The organism is Gemmatimonas sp. (genome assembly GCF_046594945.1).
GTDB lineage: Bacteria > Gemmatimonadota > Gemmatimonadetes > Gemmatimonadales > Gemmatimonadaceae > Gemmatimonas.
This window is the reverse complement of record NZ_JBKJRB010000136.1, coordinates 1-18,482: the sequence shown is the minus strand read 5'-3', so window position 1 is coordinate 18,482 and position 18,482 is coordinate 1. Positions and strand designations below refer to the sequence as shown.

Sequence of the window (18,482 nt, the reverse complement as noted above, 5' to 3'; positions counted from 1 at the left end):
TGATCGCGACGTCACGATCGCGACGTCACGATCGAGCCGATGACGCGTTTCGTCGACAAGTCGGGGTGCCCTGGACCGTCCATGTGGGAAGGCGGTGCGCCATTGGGTCCGCGCGGCGTGTACGACCTGGCCGGCAATGTGCGCGAGTGGACCGCCACCGCACGCGAACCCGGAAGCCGCTACATCTTCGGCGGCGGCTGGTCCGATCCGACTTACCTCTACTCCGAACTTTACACGCAGCCCGAACTCGATCGCGCGCCGATCAATGGCATTCGCCTCGTACGGGCGACTTCGCGTTGATCAAGCCAGTGAACGGCGCCACGTTCAAGAGCTATCTCACGTTCTACGAATACGACTACGACCACACGTCGCGCAACGCGACGATCACGCTCATCATGTTCGACCCCAAGCCGATGCCAACGAGGAGCCTCGACGTCATCGCACGGAGCGGTCGTGCAGTAGTCTATGGCAAGCGCGAGCACACGGGTGTTGTTGCGGCGGCCATCGCTACTGACGCGCGGCGAGTCGGCGGAATGCGCTCCCACACGAGCACCTGGCCCGTCGTCGTTGGCGTTCCATCGGCGCCGGTAATGACACGCAACTCGACGCAGTCGCCCGGCAAGAATCGATACCCCCGCACGAGCGTGCGTCCAATCCACTCCGGAGCCATGGCTCCTTCGACCCGATGCGCAATCGTGCGTCGCACAGTGTCCACGGTGAACGTTCCGTAGTACGATGCCAAGCCAACGAGTGCAGTTCGCGCCGCCTCCGGCGACACGTCCCCCCAATTCCCTACGCCGAGTCCCGGCCGTCGTTCGTCGTAGAGCTGTGCCGCCATCACACCGTTGGCGGAGTAGCGAATCATGCCGAGTGGCTTCGGTCCCCAGAATGGGCGCGTGCGGCCCGCAGAGTCCGGCTGCAGGACCGACACCAGCCGCCAATCGCCGACGAATGCCGATGCATCCTGTGCCTCGGCGTCGACGGGGATGCACGCGAGCAGGAGCAGACAAAAGAGAGGGATCACAGCGGCGGATGTCGAATGTGGCGGTGAGTGAATCGGCCCTAGTGGAATCACACGGTGACGCCCACACGAGCCGATGGAACGTGACACACGCAACACGACATTAGTACGCGTATCCGAAAATGATGTTCATCTCGTCGCTGCTGGCCAGGCCGAAAGAGACGGTGCGCGTGGTGGTGTTGTTCCACGTCACCACCGACACGAGGGCATCGCCCGCTTCCAGCACGAGTGGTGTCGCAAAGTTGACGAAGCCGGGATGTTCCCAGTCGGTGTTCACGTACACGACCGACTCAGTCCCGTTGGCGCGGCGCATACGAATTTCGAACTTCTCGCCGAGGGCATGCATGTGCGACGTGAGCCCCAAAATGGTGGTGCGCGTCGGCATCGAGAACACTTTGGTATGCGTGGTACGCCGTCCCGGCGGCAGCGGGATATCCTGATTGGCGTAGTTCAGCGTGCGAGCCACAGTCTGAATGTTGGCCCGGTCGGTGAAGTAGAGGTTCGCGAACGCCTCACCGGCAAGATCAGCCGGCGAACGATTCACGTAGTGCACATTGAAATCGAGGGATGTATTGGCGGGTAACCGGAGTGCGACACCGGCCGGGAAGCGGTAGTCGAAATCGGGCGTCATCGCACCGGCAAAGTACACATGGCATGCCATCGGCAGCATGTTCAGCAGGTTCAATGTGCCGTCGCGATTGCGGATATCTCGCACCACGTCAACGGTCGGCCGCGTGTTGCACGGGAAGGCCGTGTTCCGTTCGTCGAACGAGTACAGCAGCAGGTGATGGCTGCCCGGACGCATGCGCGATTCGATGCGCGTGATGTACAGGTCCGTGGCGTTGCCGACCCGTCGATTGACGAACAGTTCGCGCTCACTGAGCGGCGTCACGGCAAAGCTGTCAACCTTGAACTGGAGGCCGGCGCTCGTGGGCGCGGGCAGCGGCGTGAACGTGGCCGCCTGTACGCGACTGTCTCTGAGCACGAGTGTATCGGCCACGTGGCCTGAGCGTGGCGCGCCCGCTTCAATCCAGCGTCGCACGTATTCCAGCTGCCCCGCCGTTACCCCTTGCACGGTGCCCATCGGCATGAGATTGCCGTAGTCGACGCTGTGATGTCCGGGGATCCACGCCAACTTGTGATAGAAGAGCGAACTGTCGCTCCGGAAGGCCTTGATGCGCGGCAGCCCGTTGGCGTTGGCCGTGCGCTGCCGAGAGGGCACGCCCATGAGTTGCTGATACGACGAATCCGCGGTGAGCACGAGGCCCGACTGTCGGGCGTTGGCGTCGCCGGTCTTGTGACAGGACACGCATGACACATTGAGTATGTCGCGCTGAATGCGGGCAAAGCTCCCGTCGGCAATCGTGGTCGGCGGCGCGATCGAGTCACTGGCGGCGCTGTCGCCACCGGAGCAGGCAGCGAGCAACGCGAGCAGCAGTGTCGGCAAACAGTTGGACGGACGCATCGGAGGTCCCAGAGGGGGGCGAGCCGCAAGCAGTTACTACATGAGGAAAAGGTAGCTCACCAAGTGCGCGGCCACGACGCAATCAACTCACCGATTGCGCCCTCGTTACCGAGCAGAAACCCCACCGCAAGTATCACGGCGCGTGACCAGAACGTAAGCATGGTCAGGATCCCGAATCCGACGAGCGTGGGGTTGAGGTGCGCGGTGTGGCCAAGTTTGGCCACAGTCACGACGAAAGGCAGCGGTCCGCTTCCCCGCAACAGGAACACGATGCCGAGACGCAGCAGCCGGTGGTGATCGGAGAGCTTTCACATGAAAACCTCACGGCGCTGGGATCCGGCCGGATTTGACGACGCTAGGAGCGTGAACTGGCGGCGGAGTATCCGTGTTAAAGATGTCCACGATGATTCGCCAGTGCCCGTCCGATTGGCGCTTCCAAATCGAGACCCATTTGCCTCGCTCGAGCAACGATTGACCGTCGGTACTCAACATCGGCGACTCATACGTGCCGCGGGTGTAGCCAAAATCGCCGGCCGTCGACACCTCGGAAGCAACGAGTCGCGCCCTGTTCGCAAAGCCTGGAATGCCGAATACGTGGCGCCACTCGGCAAGAATTGCGGCCCGGCCTTCAACACTCGACTCGGCTACCGGCATCATCACTGCATTCTCAGCATAGAAGCTCGTCGCGCGCTCGGCGTCCCGAGACACGATCGCTTCCTGCACCATCGCGTCCGCCGTCCGCAACGCAGCGAGCGCCTGCACCGAGTCGAACGCCGGCACTGATTTTCGTGTCTCGCATGCTACGACGAGCACGGACAACGTGCCGATGCAGGCGTAGCGCGCAAGGCCGCTCAAGGTGGCACGTAACAAGTCCCCTCCTGGTGAATTCGAGAGCTGCTTGAAGTGAGTAGCCGCAACTGGTGTGCGACGGCTTGCGGCCTACACGTCGGAGCCCGCGTGGTACAGTCACTGCGCGCGAGTCATCCGTTCGATGTCAGCCCGCGCGTCCGCATACCTGACACCGTGGGCGGCGAGCACCTGCGCCGTTGGATCCGTGGAGTTCCTGAGGAGCGCGAGGAAGAGATGCTCGCACCCGTGATACTCCACTCCCAACGACGTTGACTCGGCAGCAATCTCGGACAAGACGCGTTCATCCAAAGCGGTCCAGTCGGCCATCGGCGGCAGCGCGAGTGCCGCCGTGACAGGCGGCAACAGTGCGACCAGCTCACGCTCCAAGACGTCGCGAGAAATGTGGCGGTTGTACAGGAGGAGCTGCGCACCGATGTTCTGCGCTTCGCGGAGCAACCCGAGCGCGAGATCGGCCGACGTACGGTCGGCGTGACCGCGCGCCGCGGCCGCAACTCGGGCGCACGTGAACACTGCCTTCATGCGTGATGTAACGAATGGTCGGTTCGATAGCTGCATGCGCTGTCCTTACGAAGTCAATCTGTGGGTAGCCCCGGATGATGGCGCCGTGACACTGCTTCATGAGATCGCACACCTCGTCGAGCGGCGCCTTGGCTGGATAGTCCGTAGTCCCGAGCGTTCGCGGCGACAGCCCGCTCGTCGTCAGGCGTTGGAGGAACGCGTCCAAGCCGCGGTCGAATTCGGGCGCCACCCACGTCGGTCGGCTCAGAAAGATGTCGATGATTAGTGTTGTTGCAAAAGTCCTTGAATCCGCACCTCACCCCCTCGATCTCGCAGGTGCGGTTCGGGGCATCTCGCAGACGGTGAAACAATCCCCCGGGATTCGTCCCTCCGCAAGCTGAAGGACACGACGCGCGAGCGCGGAAGGCACGAGCCGAACGAGGCCGTCCACCCTGCCCCGCCCTGCAACAGCACCCCTTGCGCCGTCCTGGGATAGGTCATATCATGCAACCATATGGTTGTACGATCTGCACTCTCCGATCCCGAACTCGACCGCCTCTTCCGGGCGCTCGCCGACGCCACCCGACGGGACATTGTCGCCCGGCTGCTGTCTGGCGAATTGGCTTCGGTGTCGAGCCTGGCAAGCTGCTACGACATGTCGTTTGCCGCCGTGCAGAAGCACGTCGCGGTGCTCGAGGAGGCTGGCCTCGTGTCCAAGGAACCCCGGGGACGGGAACGCATCGTCCGCAGCAACCCTGCCCGCCTCGCCCAGGCGAGCGCACTGCTCCTGCAACTCGAGCAGCTCTGGATCGAACGCTTCAGCCAGCTCGATGCCGTTCTCGCCGACCCCACTACGTCACCCACCCCCACCTCGGAGTAGGCATGCCGATTACCGATGTGATCTCCAACGCGCAGGATCTGACACTCACGATCATTGCCGACTATCCGGTACCGGTCACCAGACTCTGGGACGCCTACGCCGATCCGCGCCAGCTTGAGCGCTTCTGGGGCCCGGTGGAATGGCCCGCCACTTTCACGCGGCATGACATGGCCGTTGGTGGCGAGTCGCACTACCACATGACGGGCCCCGACGGCACCGTGTCCCGAGGCTGGTTCCGCTTCCTCGCCATTGAGCGGAATGCGCGCTTCGACGTCGAGGATGGCTTCGCCGATGAGCACGGGGTGCCCAGCACCCAGATGCCGACGATGCACATGACGTTCACCTTTGCGCCGACCGCGAACGGATCGCGCTGCACGCTCGTCACGACCTTCGCGTCGGTGGAGTCAATGCAGAAGCTCGTCAGCATGGGCATGATGGACGGCATGCGCTCGGCCATGTCGCAGATCGACGCGGTGCTCACCGACCTGCGTTCCTATGCGGCCGACCTTCTCACGAACGCGCAGCTCCTCAGCGACACGCAGGTGCGAGTGAGTCGGGTTATCCGCGGTACCGTGGCGCAGGTCTGGCGCGCCCATCACGAGCCGACGCTTATGCAACGATGGCTGCTCGGCCCCGACGGTTGGACGATGCCGGTGTGCAACGTGGCCACGACAGTCGGCGCGGCCTATCGCTTCGAGTGGGCGAGCGCCGATGGCGAGCAGCGATTCGGCTTCGAGGGTGAGCTGCTCGAGCAGACAGCGCCGTACCGCGCGGTGACCTCGGAGCGGATGATCGGTATGCCTGGCCCGGGCACGCGCAATGAACTCACGCTCACCGCGGTGCAGGGTGGCACGTTGCTCAGCCTCGTGATCACGTATCCCGATCAGGCGCTCAGGGACATGATCCTTGGCACCGGCATGACCACCGGCATGGAGACGAGTTACGCGCGACTCGAGCGCGAGCTGCTTACGGCGTAGGCCGAGCGATGCGCCTTGGCACTCGCGGTTCGCCGACGGCCAGCGAGAGTGTGGCACCCTGCGTCGCGCCGTGCTTGGTGCTCTCGTCATCGCGCGCCTGCGCGAGCTTCATCGCACTCCGGACCGGCCGGGACATCACCTGCTGAATCGCTAGTGCGTTCCGCCCGCGGGTGCCGACCCAAGCACCGGCGTCGCACGCGGCGACGCACGCGGCGACGCACGCGGCGACGCGACCGGCACCGTGCGCGTCCGAGCCAGGAACGCCACCGGGTCCACCGCCGTCCCCTTCACAAGCACCTCGAAGTGCAGGTGCGGCGCTGTAGACAGGCCACTCGAGCCGACGGTCGCAATCGCCTGGCCCATCGTCACGCGATCGCCTGCGTGCACGATCGCACTGCGTAAATGGGCATAGCGCGTTACCACGTCACCGCTGTGCACGAGTTCAATGGTGAGGCCGAAGCCGAATCGGCGTGTTACCGAGGCAACGACGGCAGTCCCCGGCGCAACGATGCGTGTCCCGGCTGCAGCGGCGAGATCGATGCCTTTGTGCGGACGATAGACATGCAGGATGGGATGCAGGCGTGCGCGCGAGAACCAGCTCGTGATTCGCCCGCCAAGTGGCATCATCATGTTCGGCGGTGGAAGCGTGGCGGCGCGTACGGCCAGCGTCGCTTGGCGGTACGTGTCGAGACTGTCGTTGAGCACAGCCATCAGCCGTTCCTGTGCCACGAGGCGTTGCGCCATCTGCTGCGCCGACGTGGACTGCGTGTCGATCCACGACCACGACAGCGCGAGGGCCGGGAGCAGCATCGCCAGCACCAGCATTGCCAGCACGCGCACCGTTCGCATCTTCACCCCGACCCGCTTGGTCGACGTTCTTGGCGTCGGCGGCACGAAGATGACAGTCCACGCCGGAGTCAGTCCGCCGCGCATCGGTCAGCGCGCGGCGATGGGCTGAGCGCCGAGGCTTGGCGTGAGCGCCAGGCGACGTTCGAGCGGCATGGGCGTAACGCTGGCATCCATCGGACCGATCGCGATGTGCCCGTGCACCGCGCCACCCTCGAGCAGCTGCACGGCCTCGGCGCGAATGTCGCCCCTCACGGTTGCAGTGGCCTGCACCTCGACGCGTTCGCTGACGGTGAGGTTGCCATGCAGCGTACCGCCGATCACGACTTCGCGCGCTTCGATGTTTCCGACTACGGTACCACCGGCGCCGATGATGAGTGTATCGGCACGATGCACGGCACCTTCGACGCGTCCGTCAACGCGTATCGTACCCTTCGTGCAGATGTCACCGGAAATCATGAGCTCATCATCGATCACCGAGTATCCACTGGTAGCGGCCCGGGCTGGGCGGCGCGAGAACATGCTCATCGGATTTTCCTCCGTCGTGGTGCGCGAATCGTCTGCTGATCGACGCGCGAACCGTTGCATTGGCACACTCTCTCGCATTGGTGATTTATGCACATTCGACGCCGCACGCGCGGCGCATTTCGTCATGCCCAATGCTTGCGCTGTAACGCTTCATGCTTGCGTGGCGCTCGCGTCCGATGCTCTACCACGTACGGAGACTGAAGGAACGAATTAAGAGTGGCGCCGGCCTGCTCGCGCCCGTGCTACCGCTTCCGCATCCACCGCAACCCCGCTCCGAATGTCGACAGGCCCGCCGATCGTCCACGCTGGCTGCCGAGCATGGATTGCGTGAAGAACAGCGTGGGCGTGGGCCCACGAAGGCGTGGCGCGGCGTAGTCGATGCGAAACTGCGTCCCCGCCCGCAGGCCGCTGCCCTGTACGTCGTACAGCGCGGGTCCGACCATCGCGCGAAGAATGGTCGACCTGATGTCGAAGGCGCCGCCGGTCAGCAACGCGGCGCGCTCGGTGAAACGGCGATCCTGGCAGCCCGACGTGCCGCTCTCCACGACGCATTGATTGGAGTTACCCAGCGACAGCACGGTGCCGCGCACCCCCACGATCCACGCGCTCTTGCGTCGCTGAAGCACCCGCGTGGTCAGCAGTCCGGACACCGCGAACGTCGGTGCCTCGGCGAACTCATTCGTCGAGTTCACCGAGCCGGCTTCAAGCTCGCCGGTGAGCAGCCCAGTCGTCGTATAGAACCCGAAGTTCTGACCGGGTCGCCGCTGCGCGTCGGCGCGGTGTTGCGGCACGACGAACCACAGGACGGCGAGCGCGGTATACGCAGCGAAGGCAAGAGTCGATCGTCGGAGCTGCACGTGTATCCTGGGAGAACGAGTGGCGGTCGAGGTCGGTGAAAGCTACGCGCTGGACGACGTTTGTCGTCGAGGTCGTCCACCGATGCGCGCTCCACGCCCCGCGTCGACTTGCCCATCCCGACCGGTATCACCGGCGGTATCGGCTGGCCGGCTTCAGCACTGCGGGCTTGGAAAGCTTCTCGGTGTTGCGGGCGGGCATGGTGGTCTCCTGTTCGCGCGAGGCCCGCCCTCAACGCGCCGACAGATACAGCATTTCGTGGGCGTAGTCCAACTCGACGCGGAAGCCGGTGAGGATGTTGCCGGCCAAGGACCCCACTATCGGCCCGCGCATCATGCCACTCATGTAGCGTTCAAATGTCCCTTCCCGCTGCGAGGTTACGCCGACGTCGCGGAGAGGGAACGCGCCCCACGAGCCCGCTGGCACGAACATCGTTTCCAACGTCATCCCGCCGAGCGTCGCCGCATCCCCGAACGCCCCGGGATACCGCGGCCACTCGGGATGGTCTTTGCCCCAGGCTTTGAGGACGACCTCCGACACCATGGTGAACGAGGCGCCCGTATCGAGCAGCATCCCATAGCGGCGGCCGTCGACCTCGATTTCGGTGCGCGGAAACCCCTGCCCTTTCGATACCGGCATTGGCAGCGGCGTTCCACGTGGGGTGAGGACCCCCGGGGCGGCGAGGGTCAACGTGGCCCCGGGATAGTCAAACACGACGTGGTAACGCGCCAGCACATGCCCGGGCACCATGCCCTCCGCGTGCCCGGCCGCCGCCGTTGGGAGCACGTTGTCCCGCCCGATCAGGACCGACACGCGCTGCGGGTTGAGCGTGAGCGGCAGCGTCCCAATCCAGGCCGCGAGGGGTGACGTTACCCGCGCAAACGACTGACCTTCTTCGCGGCTGACCGGCCCCAGCGTCAGACCGAGCTCGCGGGCGAGCGGCTCCGTGAGCAGAAAACCACCGCCCCCGGTGTCCAAGAGAAAGCGCGCCGTGCGCACCGATCCATCGGGGCGTTGGAACGTCACGATGACGTAAGGTCGATTTCGCTCGACCAGCAGCGGCACCGTGACCTGGTCCGGCACAGTTTGGGCGCCGAGCGATGGCGGGCAGCAGAGGGCGCCCAAAACGAGCAGCCGTTTCGCGAGGTGTCGGATCATGAATCGTACAACTCCGTGCGAAGAAGGGAGAGCCCATACCGTACCGACTACGGTGTCGGTCGTCGCGCACCGCCGCCTTCCCCGAACCCGAATCGAACATCCTCATTCCGTTCCGATTCATGCTCGCTTGACGGTGCGTTCTGTTGAAAGGCGGCCGGCCGATCCAGGGTCACCGCTGACCGCTCAGGGGCTCGTTGGCTCCGTGATCAGACCGCGTTTCGTCGGCGTGGCCGGTACGACTTTCCACGCTACCCCCAGCAAGGCCAGGAAGATCGTCAGGCTCAACGCAACGGCAGGGACTCGACCGATGGACGCGACGAGCATGGTCAACGGCTTCGGGTCAACCGTCGCCTGCAAATACCCGTTGAGGACGAAGAACGATGTGGTGAGCAGCCACGGCCACCCGGTGCGCCAGTTCTTGAAAAAGAACAGCAGCCCAATCACGCTGCAGATCAATGCACCCGACTGCGCGGCTGCGGCAAAACGGGGTACCGTTGATGGCCCCTCGGAGCGATAGCCTGGGACGTAGCTGACGAGGGCGAAGAACAGGGCGATCACAAGGAACATCAGCGCCGTACTCATCAGCAGCGCGCCATGGACGTTGCGGTTACGTCTCATGATGAATGCCAGCAACACCAGCAACGCCACTTCCGCTGCGAACGTCACGTTCTGAACCACGAAATCGTCCGCCGTGCCCATCACGGCGTCCTTGGCTGCCGAATGCACCGTCATGAGCGTCAGGCTGGCCACCAACACCGGTCCCGCGACAAAGATGGACGTGCCGATGGTGCGATGGCGACGGAAACGGTGCTGCCTGATAAACATGATCTGCGTCAGCAACAGCAGCAGCCAGGCCAGACTGGTGATGATGTGCAGCACGTGGTACGCGTCGAGCATGGGCTGCTCGCCGAGCGCGAGGCTCGAGAATCCGACCAGGCTCACGGCGATGACCATCACCAGAAAGCCGATCTCCAGCGTGTACTTGTTCTTCATCCTGACCTCTCGGCTCTCGGCGTGCACAGCGGGAACGGGAAACAGTGGCGCGGAACGGGCGATCTGGGAAGGGGCGGCACGAGCGAGCCTGCGCGCGTGAGGTAGCCGATGGCGCACCCGGTATCCGTCGGCAGAACGCGACGCCCAGTACGCCACGCGTCAACGCCACCCGTGAACATGAATCGACCAGGCTCGTCGCCGCACGCCGTTGTCGCCTTTTGGCGCACGACTCTGAAGGCCACCGATATTACCTCGTGAGGAATCCAACGGCGCGGCCGCGCTCGAACGCTGAGGCTCTGCTGCGAGGGCATATCACAAATTGCGGCCAGCGGGCACTGGGTCGCATTCCGACACGCCGCTGACTGCACCGCCGCAAAGTTGGACGACGAGTAGGACATTGTGCCGAAATCCGGACATGCGACGCGCGATCGGCACGAGTCGCTCGGCGGTTCGTGATGTCTCACCGATAACAATCGTTTTCGCAAAAAAGATCTTATCGTCACCGAACCCATAGTATTCCGGCACGCGCCTGCATTGCGTGTAACCCCGACGGGCATAGAACGCCCGTGCACGGGCGAGCGGGGGAAGGGCGCTCGTCTCACAGGTTCCAGACGCCATCGGCGCGCGCGATCGTGAGGGCGTCCGTTCGCCTTGGTCGTTCTTTGCGTACGTGTACACCGTGTAGCACAGCTCGTGATCGACGGCGCAGTAGTAGATCGTGCGAACATCGCCACGCTTCCCGCGACCCTCCGCACCCAGCGCAGTTTGCGGAGGCCTGCTCCGCCCGGGTTGAGCACTCCTGGCTCTAGACGCAGGGTGAGCGCTGCGTGCATCGCACGATACTGCTCATCATCAAGATGCCGACGGAGGCTGACCCTGAAGACCGGTGACTCGATGACGCGCATGATGCATATGCCATTGGCGTAGTCACACCGGCCACCACGTCGAACCAACGTCAGCGGCAAAACGCCTGAACTCATCTGCGGGCACGTCAGCGAGTTGCGCGAGCGAAGCTCGCGCAGCACAGCAGATCGCCCGTCTGCTGCAGCGCCACGTTATGCCGCCGAGCACGACGGGGGAGCATGCGCTGGAGAGAGAGAGAGAGAGAGAGAGAGAGAGAGAGACGGAGCTGGGGTGGCTGACTCCCGTGGGCATCACAGCGGCCAGATGGTGAATCGAGGCAAGCGCGTACGCAGGAAGCGGCCCCGCATCGTGTGCACTGCGGAGTCGAGCGTGACTAACTCGACACGCGACAGCTCGAGGCGGTCCTCGTCCGGCTGGTCCTGTGTCCCGACTGGGTAATCGGTGAACGGCGTCCGCGTCTGCTCAATGTGTGTGCCTAGTACGGCAGACAGAGGCCGCGAGGCGATGAACGCCACCAGGCGTGCCGTGCTCGACGCGAACGCAGCAGTGTCGCGCACGTACAGGCGTCCGGGATAAAAGGTGTCGCCTGTCAGCAACACGGAGGTCGCGCGGTCGTAGAAGGCGAGGCTGGCGGGCTCGTGCCCCGGGATAGCGAGGACGTCGAGGACACGATCACCCAAGTCAAACGGCACGACATCCGTTGGCCAGGCGCGAAAGCCGAAGAAGGCGCGCACTCCCGCCGTGGCGGGCTCCACGAGCGTCACGCCCGCCCGCTTGCGGAACTGGTCGTCACCGGCGGTATGGTCGCCGTGGCCATGGCTATGCGCCACCACGAGCTCGCGCGGAGCGCCGCCGTGCGCCGCGCGCCAAGCGTCGAGGATGCTGTCGATGGGCGCCGCGACGGCGATTCCACCAGCACCGGTGTCGAGGAGTAACGCCCGCGTGTGCCCGATCACGAGGTACAGGAACGGCTTCTCGTAGTTTGTGCAGGCGGGCTGGCGCAGGATGAAGAAGCCAGGGTGGTACTCGCGAACGCGAAAGGCGGGACGACCGGTGCATGCCGAGCCACCGGCGTACCAAGTGGCCGGTCGGTGGCCGGAGCGCAACGACGCCACCGTGCCGCACGCTACAAGCGCGAGTCCCACCGCTAGTGATGCGGGAAGGCGTAGAAATCGGCGCACGTTAATGAGATTCATGCATCACGGGATGGCAGGTGACGGCCGGTAGAATTAGTCTCGCTGCGTGCCGATGTGGAAACGGAACTCAGCGCGCGCCACAGTGCTCGCCACGAAGAGAATCTGCGGTGCGATTGCCCTTTCGTCGAGGCCCGTGATGGCGCGCGACAAGCACATCGACACGAACCCGAAGTTCTTGACCGTGGAGCTGGCCGCGCAGCTGCCGCCTGGCACGTTCGAGGACGCCCTCCAGCATCTGATTACGGCGGCCATTGATCGGTCGCCCTTCGACGCGCGAGGCAAAGGCTGCGGCCGCACTGCGGCAATCTTCACCGCGCGCTTACAATGCCGCGCTCAGATAGAAATCGGTCCGCCACTGCTTCAACGGATACAACCCGCGCGAGAAGTCCACGCGAATCAATCCGTCCAGCAAGCCCACGCCCACACCCGCCCCGCGTTGCGGCTGCACTTTGCCGAACGCCTCTCGGCTGCCCGCCCACCCAATGTCAAAGAATCCTACCGGTCGGAAGACGCCCTGCTTCGTGCCCACTTCGGCGCGCGCCAGCCAGAAGGCATCACCGTCCTGCGTGCCGGCGATCTGGCCGCGCACGGTGCGCACTCCTCCCAAAAACCAACCGCGCTGACGCGGCACGTTGCCGAGAGAACTGCCGATGGCACCGGTGAGTGCGGTGGCCAATCGGCCCACCGGACGCGTAGCGGTGCCTTCCACCGACGCCCGTGCGTACTGGAAGGTGCCGGTGCCAGCCTCGCCGTTCAGTACGGTGGTGAAGCGCAGTCCCTTCGGACGCTCCAGCAACACGCGAGAGTACGTACCACTCACTCCGGTCACACTCAGCTGCTCGCTTTCGATGTTGCGCCGAAAGCGGCGATCGGCAATCAGCTTGGCCAGCGAGAAGGTGTTCACGACATCGGCGCCGCCCGCCGTCCACTGCCGCTCGATGAACAGCTTGTATTCGAGCGCGCCACGACGCCGCTCGCGACGTTCACCGAGTTCGGCCCCCATGGTGCGATAGTAGAAGCCTTCGTCGCGTCCGTAGAGGAACGCGGGCAGCGACGCGCCTAAACTCAGTCCCCCGCCCCACTCGGGGTTGGTAGCCGCGAGTCGATGATACACGGTGGCCGTCACCGTGCGCGCGCCGTTGCTGCGCGCCAGTGACAGCTCACCGTTGGCATGCAGGTCGGCATGCCCAATGCGCCCCACGGCATTCAGCGTGTACCCCGCGCCCAGTACCTGCGACACGTTCACGCCGGCCGAGAAGCCTTCCACGCGGTTGAATCGCAACAGGTCGGAGCCCAGCCGAATCTTGGGCATCTGAGGCATGAAGCCGGGCTGCAGCGACAAGTCGAGCGCTGCCAGCAGTTCATCGCGACTCTTGAGGTCGAACAGCTCTTCGTCCGACGCCACCGCCGGCGGTAAGGCCGGTGAGTTGGCCAGCTTCGACGCGTCGCACGGCATGTCGTACGCCACGCGCAATGCGCCTTCGTAGCGCGACTCCACGCGCGTGTACGTGGAATCCTTCTGACACAGCCGATACCGCATGCGCGCCGACGCGGACATTTTCATGGTGTCCACTGCCGTACGCTTGGTCGAACCTGAGCCGCCCATCGTCACCGTGACATCGCCGCCAGCGCCAGTCACCACGGTGGTGTCGGCCGCACTCGAATCACCGGCCACACCGCTGAGTCGTGCCGCCGGAATCGCCGCCAGCGAGAAATCGCCGTTCACCTCGTCATAAGTGAACTTTTCATCGATACTGAACGGCGTGCGAATGAAGCCCAATTGCATGGACGCCGTGGCACTGTTCGCGCGTGGCAACCAGAACTTGCCCTGGTACAGGCCGTACTCCACCGTGATCGCGTCGAGCTTGGCCTTGGCCGGACGGAAGGTGGCCTTGACCCAGGCGGGCGCTTCTTCGTCATCACCCGTGTTGCTGGCCCGTGTCTTCACCGACGGCGCCCGCAACGTCGAGTCTTTCACGTATAGCTCGCGCGGCATGCGCGCGCGCGCGATGGAATCGCGCAGCCGATCCGCCTCGACACTCACCTTGGCATCGGCTTTCGTCTCTTCCGATGCCACATCCCAAATGTCGAGGTCCATCGCCAATCGATACGCCGCGCGCACCAGCTGTCCGCCGTCGCGATCAAACCAGAACGAGCCCACGAACACTCGCCAATCGGGTCGGCGCGCGGTAATGCGTAATTCGCGCAGCTGGATCACGCGGCCGCCATCGAGCTTGATGTCTACCGAGTCGCCGCTGGCGTACTTGTAGTATGTCTCCGCACCATTGGCGAGCGGATGAATCACTTCGCGCTCATCGATGTCGGCCTTGACCACACCGAAGTTGCTGGACGGGAACCAGAGCGACTCGCGCCCCGGAAAGTACGGAATCGAAATTGCACTGCTGAAGTCGCCGCTGGCGCTCGACGCCATCGGCACGGTCATGCGCGACCCAACAGGCCGCACCCGCACGCCCACATCTCGGCGCCAAGAGATTTCGGCCACGTTATCACCGCGAAAGGCCAGCTTCTCGAGTCCCAGACGCTTGGCACCGAGGCCCATCGAAATGCGCTGGGTGGCGGTGGCCTTGTAGGCGCGAAGCGCGCTGTCCTGCCGCACCCGGGCCTCGCGGGCCCGCATCAAGATGAGCTTGGCCTCGGGGTCGCTGAAAGCCGTGGCGCTGGCGGAATCGGCCCGCAGGCGTCGTACCACGCTGTCGGGCGAGAGTTGCCGGCGGGCCATGGATCGCGCGTCGCGGGTGGCTTCCCGCGCCGCTGCCCGCTCGTCGGTCGTGAGCGTATCGCGCTTGGCCGGTGGCGTGCGTCGCACTTGCCCCAAAAGCGAGTCAGGGAAAGCGGCGGAAACCAGGCTCATTGCCCCGAACAGGGCGAAGGCACGGAGCGAATTCGAGTGGCGCATGAACCGGGGAACAGGAAAGGATGACCTAAATCGCTGTCTTGGTGACCGTACGGGGGTCCGGAGCGAGCGGTTTCCCCGTCTGAAACGTAATTTCCGGTCTCGCCTGTGTTGCCCGGTTCGTCACGGCCGCGTGCGAGCCCTGTCCGAGATTCGCCGACCACCCTTGGGAGTCCGCCGTGCATCCGACCCGTTTTCGCGAGTGCTTTCGCTCCACCCGTTCCCTCGTTGCCGGCCTAACGGCGTTGGCGGCCGTACCGACCGTCTCCTTTGCGCCCGCACTCCTCGCGCAAGGAGTCACTCCTCCGGCCGCCGTCGCGACCGTGCCCGCCGACCCGCGCCTCGAGAAGCTCAAGGCCGAAGCGCTCCAAATGGTCGAGTCCCGCGGCAAGCAGGTTCAGGAAATCGTGGACATGCTCTTCTCGTTCCAGGAGCTCGGCTTCCAGGAATTCGAATCGCAGCGGTACATCACCACGCTGCTGCAGAAGGAGGGCTTCGCCATCGAGAAGGGCGTGGCCGGCATCCCGTCGGCCTGGACCGCCAAGTGGAGCTATGGCACCGGCAAGCCGGAAATCTCCCTCGGCTCCGACGTGGACGGCATTCCGCAGGCCAGCAACAAGCCGGGCGTGGGTTACAAGGATCCGATGGTGACCGGCGGCCCCGGCCATGGTGAAGGACACAACGCGGGTCAAGCCGTGAACATCGTGGCGGCGATCGTCGTGAAGCAGCTCATGCAGCGCGACAAGATCAACGGCACGCTGCTGCTGTGGCCGGGCATCGCCGAAGAGCAGATGGCGGGCAAGGCGTTCCTCGTGCGCGCCGGCGTCTTCAAAAACACCGACGTCACGCTGTTCACGCACGTGGGCAACGACCTCGGTGTGTCGTGGGGTGCCAGTGGATCGAGCGCATTGCTGTCGGCCGAGTTTCGCTTCCGGGGGTCGAGCGCCCATGCCGCCGGTGCGCCGTGGCGCGGCCAGAGTGCCCTCGACGCCGTGATGCTGATGGGTCAAGGCTGGGAATTCCGTCGCGAACATTTGCGGTTGCAGCAGCGCTCGCACTACGTGATCAAGGACGGCGGCGATCAGCCGAACGTGGTGCCGAGCACGGCCAGCATCTGGTTCTACTTCCGCGAGCAAGACTATCCGCGTACGATGGCGCTATTCGAGATCGGCAAGAAGGTAGCCGAAGGCGCGGCGATGATGACCGACACCAAGCTCGACACGATTTTGATTTTGGGCTCGGGCTGGTCGGGGCATTTCAGCAAGCCGATCGCGCAGGCGATGCACGCCAACGTGCAGACCGTCGGCATGCCCAAGTGGGATGACAAGGACCAGACGCTGGCGAAGGGCATTCAGAAGGAGCTGGGCTCGCCGGATTTCGGCTTATCGGACCAGGTGAACAAGGAACTGCGTGGCGCCGAGACGCCGCAGAACTGGATGGGTGGTGGTTCCGACGACATCGGCGACGTGTCGTGGAACATGCCCACGATCACGCTGCGCTTTCCGTCGAACATTCCAGGGCTGCCGGGACACAATTGGGCGAATGCGATTTCGATGGCCACGCCAATCGCGCACAAGGGCGCGCTGGCCGGTGCAAAGGTGCAGGCGCTTACGATGCTCGACATCATGTTGACGCCCAAGGTCGTGGCCGACGCGTGGGATTATTTCAAAACCGTGCAGACGAAGGACGTGAAGTATCAGCCGTTCATCCGCGCGCAGGATACGCCGCCGATTTACCTGAACGCCGACATCATGGCGCGGTTCAAGCCGCAGCTGCAGAAATTCTACTACGATCCCTCGAAGTTCAAAACGTATCTTGAACAGCTGGGCATTGAGTACCCCACGGTGCGGGCGCAGGTGGCGAAACCGAAGGGACAATAAAACAGCAGTCGGGGGTACGGGGTACGGGAGTAGGGAGTACGATGGGCGTGCGGGGCTGACGTTGTTCAGCGCCGCACGCCCATTCTCTCAGGGTTCCCGGCGCTGAGTGAGCCAAAGAGAACGCGCGGTCACCTGATCTCCTCCACCGCCGTCTGTTTGTTCACGGTCAACAATTGCGACAGCAGCTCGGCCGAGAGGCCTTGAGGAAAGCGACTGACCAGGGCGAGCCGCTGGCGCTTCGGGGCACTGGCGTCTTCACCGCGCAAAAGATCGTAGGAGCCGGACAGCCGGTCCACGTCGATGGCGTACACGCGACTCCAAGACACGCGCGTGATCTGCGCGCCTCGCATCACCACCCCCTCGTCGCCGACCGCGAGTAGCTCGCCCACGCGATCCTGTGATTCTCCGTTCACGCGCATCGCAATGCGCGCCCCTTCGGGTGAGTTCACCCAGTCGATTTCCCCGGGTTTGGTGCCGAAGCGGCAGGCGGTCACCAGCACGCACGCGAACAGCGCGAACACACGGAATCTTGTCATGGCGCGCTCCTTACCGGACGGGGATGCGTGACGCATAGAAGTCGCGCTCGAAGGCCACCTTGCGCTCGCTCCAGCGGTGCAACGCGGTGAGCACGGCGGCATCACCGGGCTTGAAGGGTTCACTGCGCGTGGGATTGGCGAGCCAGTCGCCGCGAATCCATTCCCGATACCAGCCTTGCCACGCAATCAGGTAGGTGGTGGTGGAATCGGCCTGCATCGACGCCGTACGCGGCAGCGCCATACGCGGCAGCGCCGTACTTGGTGAGGCCCGGCGCTCGCGCGCGAACTCCAGGACCATGCGTTGACTGGGGCGTGTTTCGAGGTAACGCGCGTCGGCGGCGGCGATGGCGCGCACGGCGGCCGTGTCGAGCACCGGCGCCGTACCAACGGCCGGTGTGGGCACCACCACCCGCTCCACGGCGAGTGTGGTAACGGCGGGACGCGAGACCGTGCCCGCCACGCGCAGCTCATCGATACGCCAGTTGTCGGCCACGAAAGCCAAGCGAATGCGCGCCGCACGGGCGTTCGCGGCCGAACGCGGCAGCACCAGCGCGACATCGCGAAAGGCAATCGGCCCCACGTCGCCCAATCGTGCGGTCGCGCCATGTACGGCGTCGGTGTCACTCACGCCCTCCACTGATGCGCGCAGCCCCATGGTGCGACGATACCAGAGCGCCATCTCGGCGGTGGTACCGAAGTGCCCCAGTCCTTCGTGTAACCAGTCGGCCGCATCACGTCCACCAAGCATGCCGTTGTACAGCAGCACCGTGTTCAGCAGCGAGTTGCGCAGCCGCAGCAGCACGGCCACCGAGTCGCCGACCGGCAAGTCGACCACGCTCACATCGATCCAGTCGTCGAGATCACCGGAAGAAGCGCCACGCATGATGCGCGGATCGGTGGAGTACAGCGTGCCATCGCGCGAGAGCAGTGTAGCTCGCACATCGCGCCCCGCGCGGTCGGTAGCACTGCCCACCGGCGTGAAGCCCGACACGAGCACGGGA

General features: G+C 64.5%; 18 protein-coding genes. 4 read left to right on the top strand and 14 right to left on the bottom strand.

Annotation, left to right across the window (positions count from 1 at the left end; translation table 11 throughout):
- Nucleotides 1–39: 39 nt before the first annotated feature.
- Nucleotides 40–300 carry a hypothetical protein gene (locus ACLL97_RS16260; protein WP_411281530.1) on the top strand — a complete coding sequence of 87 codons (261 nt, stop codon included), beginning with the start codon at nt 40–42 and terminating at the stop codon, nt 298–300.
- Nucleotides 301–463: 163 nt separating this feature from the next.
- Here ACLL97_RS16260 and ACLL97_RS16255 read toward each other — a convergent pair whose 3' ends face one another.
- From ACLL97_RS16255 to ACLL97_RS16235, 5 genes are all read right to left on the bottom strand, one after another.
- Nucleotides 464–1,024, bottom strand: coding sequence for a lipocalin-like domain-containing protein (locus ACLL97_RS16255; RefSeq protein ID WP_411281529.1), 561 nt, complete (start codon nt 1,022–1,024; stop codon nt 464–466).
- Nucleotides 1,025–1,124: 100 nt separating this feature from the next.
- Nucleotides 1,125–2,486, bottom strand: coding sequence for a hypothetical protein (locus ACLL97_RS16250; protein WP_411281528.1), 1,362 nt, complete (start codon nt 2,484–2,486; stop codon nt 1,125–1,127).
- A gap of 56 nt (nt 2,487–2,542) precedes the next feature.
- Entirely contained in the window at nt 2,543–2,716 is a 174-nt protein-coding gene (locus tag ACLL97_RS16245) for a hypothetical protein (protein WP_411281527.1), read from the bottom strand.
- A 91-nt stretch (nt 2,717–2,807) separates the two neighbouring features.
- Nucleotides 2,808–3,266 carry a YybH family protein gene (locus tag ACLL97_RS16240; RefSeq protein ID WP_411281526.1) on the bottom strand — a complete coding sequence of 153 codons (459 nt, stop codon included), beginning with the start codon at nt 3,264–3,266 and terminating at the stop codon, nt 2,808–2,810.
- Nucleotides 3,267–3,452: 186 nt separating this feature from the next.
- Nucleotides 3,453–3,875 (bottom strand): Clp protease N-terminal domain-containing protein, encoded by a 423-nt coding sequence (locus tag ACLL97_RS16235; protein WP_411281525.1) that lies wholly within the window; start codon nt 3,873–3,875, stop codon nt 3,453–3,455.
- Between the two features lie 493 nt (nt 3,876–4,368).
- On the opposite strand from ACLL97_RS16235, the gene ACLL97_RS16230 reads away from it, so the two are divergent.
- Nucleotides 4,369–4,734, top strand: coding sequence for an ArsR/SmtB family transcription factor (locus tag ACLL97_RS16230; protein WP_411281524.1), 366 nt, complete (start codon nt 4,369–4,371; stop codon nt 4,732–4,734).
- Nucleotides 4,735–4,736: 2 nt separating this feature from the next.
- Entirely contained in the window at nt 4,737–5,711 is a 975-nt protein-coding gene (locus tag ACLL97_RS16225; protein WP_411281523.1) for an SRPBCC family protein, read from the top strand.
- A gap of 150 nt (nt 5,712–5,861) precedes the next feature.
- Here the strand turns inward: ACLL97_RS16225 and ACLL97_RS16220 are convergent, their stop codons facing one another.
- The 7 genes from ACLL97_RS16220 to ACLL97_RS16190 form a co-directional block, all read right to left on the bottom strand.
- Nucleotides 5,862–6,644 carry a M23 family metallopeptidase gene (locus ACLL97_RS16220; protein ID WP_411281522.1) on the bottom strand — a complete coding sequence of 261 codons (783 nt, stop codon included), beginning with the start codon at nt 6,642–6,644 and terminating at the stop codon, nt 5,862–5,864.
- Between the two features lie 3 nt (nt 6,645–6,647).
- Nucleotides 6,648–7,085: a bactofilin family protein gene (locus ACLL97_RS16215; protein ID WP_411281521.1), complete on the bottom strand. Its 438-nt coding sequence runs from the start codon at nt 7,083–7,085 to the stop codon at nt 6,648–6,650.
- A 242-nt stretch (nt 7,086–7,327) separates the two neighbouring features.
- Nucleotides 7,328–7,942: a hypothetical protein gene (locus tag ACLL97_RS16210; RefSeq protein ID WP_411281520.1), complete on the bottom strand. Its 615-nt coding sequence runs from the start codon at nt 7,940–7,942 to the stop codon at nt 7,328–7,330.
- Between the two features lie 229 nt (nt 7,943–8,171).
- Nucleotides 8,172–9,098: a hypothetical protein gene (locus ACLL97_RS16205; protein WP_411281519.1), complete on the bottom strand. Its 927-nt coding sequence runs from the start codon at nt 9,096–9,098 to the stop codon at nt 8,172–8,174.
- 183 nt (nt 9,099–9,281) lie between these two features.
- Complete coding sequence (locus ACLL97_RS16200) at nt 9,282–10,091, bottom strand: hypothetical protein (RefSeq protein ID WP_411281518.1); 810 nt, start codon at nt 10,089–10,091, stop codon at nt 9,282–9,284.
- 1,154 nt (nt 10,092–11,245) lie between these two features.
- Nucleotides 11,246–12,151: an MBL fold metallo-hydrolase gene (locus ACLL97_RS16195; protein ID WP_411281517.1), complete on the bottom strand. Its 906-nt coding sequence runs from the start codon at nt 12,149–12,151 to the stop codon at nt 11,246–11,248.
- Between the two features lie 319 nt (nt 12,152–12,470).
- On the bottom strand, nt 12,471–15,068 hold the full coding sequence (locus tag ACLL97_RS16190) for a hypothetical protein (RefSeq protein ID WP_411281516.1): 2,598 nt from the start codon (nt 15,066–15,068) through the stop codon (nt 12,471–12,473).
- 176 nt (nt 15,069–15,244) lie between these two features.
- Here ACLL97_RS16190 and ACLL97_RS16185 point away from each other — a divergent pair, with 176 nt between their 5' ends.
- The gene (locus ACLL97_RS16185) at nt 15,245–16,945 is read left to right on the top strand and encodes an amidohydrolase (RefSeq protein ID WP_411281515.1); all 1,701 of its coding nucleotides are present in this window, start codon (nt 15,245–15,247) and stop codon (nt 16,943–16,945) included.
- Nucleotides 16,946–17,073: 128 nt separating this feature from the next.
- Here ACLL97_RS16185 and ACLL97_RS16180 read toward each other — a convergent pair whose 3' ends face one another.
- Together ACLL97_RS16180 and ACLL97_RS16175 are read right to left on the bottom strand one after the other, a co-directional pair.
- Nucleotides 17,074–17,481: a hypothetical protein gene (locus ACLL97_RS16180; protein ID WP_411281514.1), complete on the bottom strand. Its 408-nt coding sequence runs from the start codon at nt 17,479–17,481 to the stop codon at nt 17,074–17,076.
- A 10-nt stretch (nt 17,482–17,491) separates the two neighbouring features.
- The coding region (locus ACLL97_RS16175) for a hypothetical protein (RefSeq protein WP_411281513.1) at nt 17,492–18,482 on the bottom strand (991 nt) is incomplete at its 5' end.

What these genes read in the sequence shown, in the direction of transcription:
- ACLL97_RS16205 (WP_411281519.1), bottom strand. Translation starts at nt 9,098, where the DNA reads ATGATCCGACACCTCGCGAAACGGCTGCTCGTTTTGGGCGCCCTCTGC.
- ACLL97_RS16260 (WP_411281530.1), top strand. Translation starts at nt 40, where the DNA reads ATGACGCGTTTCGTCGACAAGTCGGGGTGCCCTGGACCGTCCATGTGG.
- ACLL97_RS16215 (WP_411281521.1), bottom strand. Translation starts at nt 7,085, where the DNA reads ATGAGCATGTTCTCGCGCCGCCCAGCCCGGGCCGCTACCAGTGGATAC.
- ACLL97_RS16230 (WP_411281524.1), top strand. Translation starts at nt 4,369, where the DNA reads ATGGTTGTACGATCTGCACTCTCCGATCCCGAACTCGACCGCCTCTTC.
- ACLL97_RS16220 (WP_411281522.1), bottom strand. Translation starts at nt 6,644, where the DNA reads ATGCGCGGCGGACTGACTCCGGCGTGGACTGTCATCTTCGTGCCGCCG.
- ACLL97_RS16180 (WP_411281514.1), bottom strand. Translation starts at nt 17,481, where the DNA reads ATGACAAGATTCCGTGTGTTCGCGCTGTTCGCGTGCGTGCTGGTGACC.
- ACLL97_RS16235 (WP_411281525.1), bottom strand. Translation starts at nt 3,875, where the DNA reads ATGAAGGCAGTGTTCACGTGCGCCCGAGTTGCGGCCGCGGCGCGCGGT.
- ACLL97_RS16225 (WP_411281523.1), top strand. Translation starts at nt 4,737, where the DNA reads ATGCCGATTACCGATGTGATCTCCAACGCGCAGGATCTGACACTCACG.
- ACLL97_RS16250 (WP_411281528.1), bottom strand. Translation starts at nt 2,486, where the DNA reads ATGCGTCCGTCCAACTGTTTGCCGACACTGCTGCTCGCGTTGCTCGCT.
- ACLL97_RS16190 (WP_411281516.1), bottom strand. Translation starts at nt 15,068, where the DNA reads ATGCGCCACTCGAATTCGCTCCGTGCCTTCGCCCTGTTCGGGGCAATG.
- ACLL97_RS16200 (WP_411281518.1), bottom strand. Translation starts at nt 10,091, where the DNA reads ATGAAGAACAAGTACACGCTGGAGATCGGCTTTCTGGTGATGGTCATC.
- ACLL97_RS16195 (WP_411281517.1), bottom strand. Translation starts at nt 12,151, where the DNA reads ATGAATCTCATTAACGTGCGCCGATTTCTACGCCTTCCCGCATCACTA.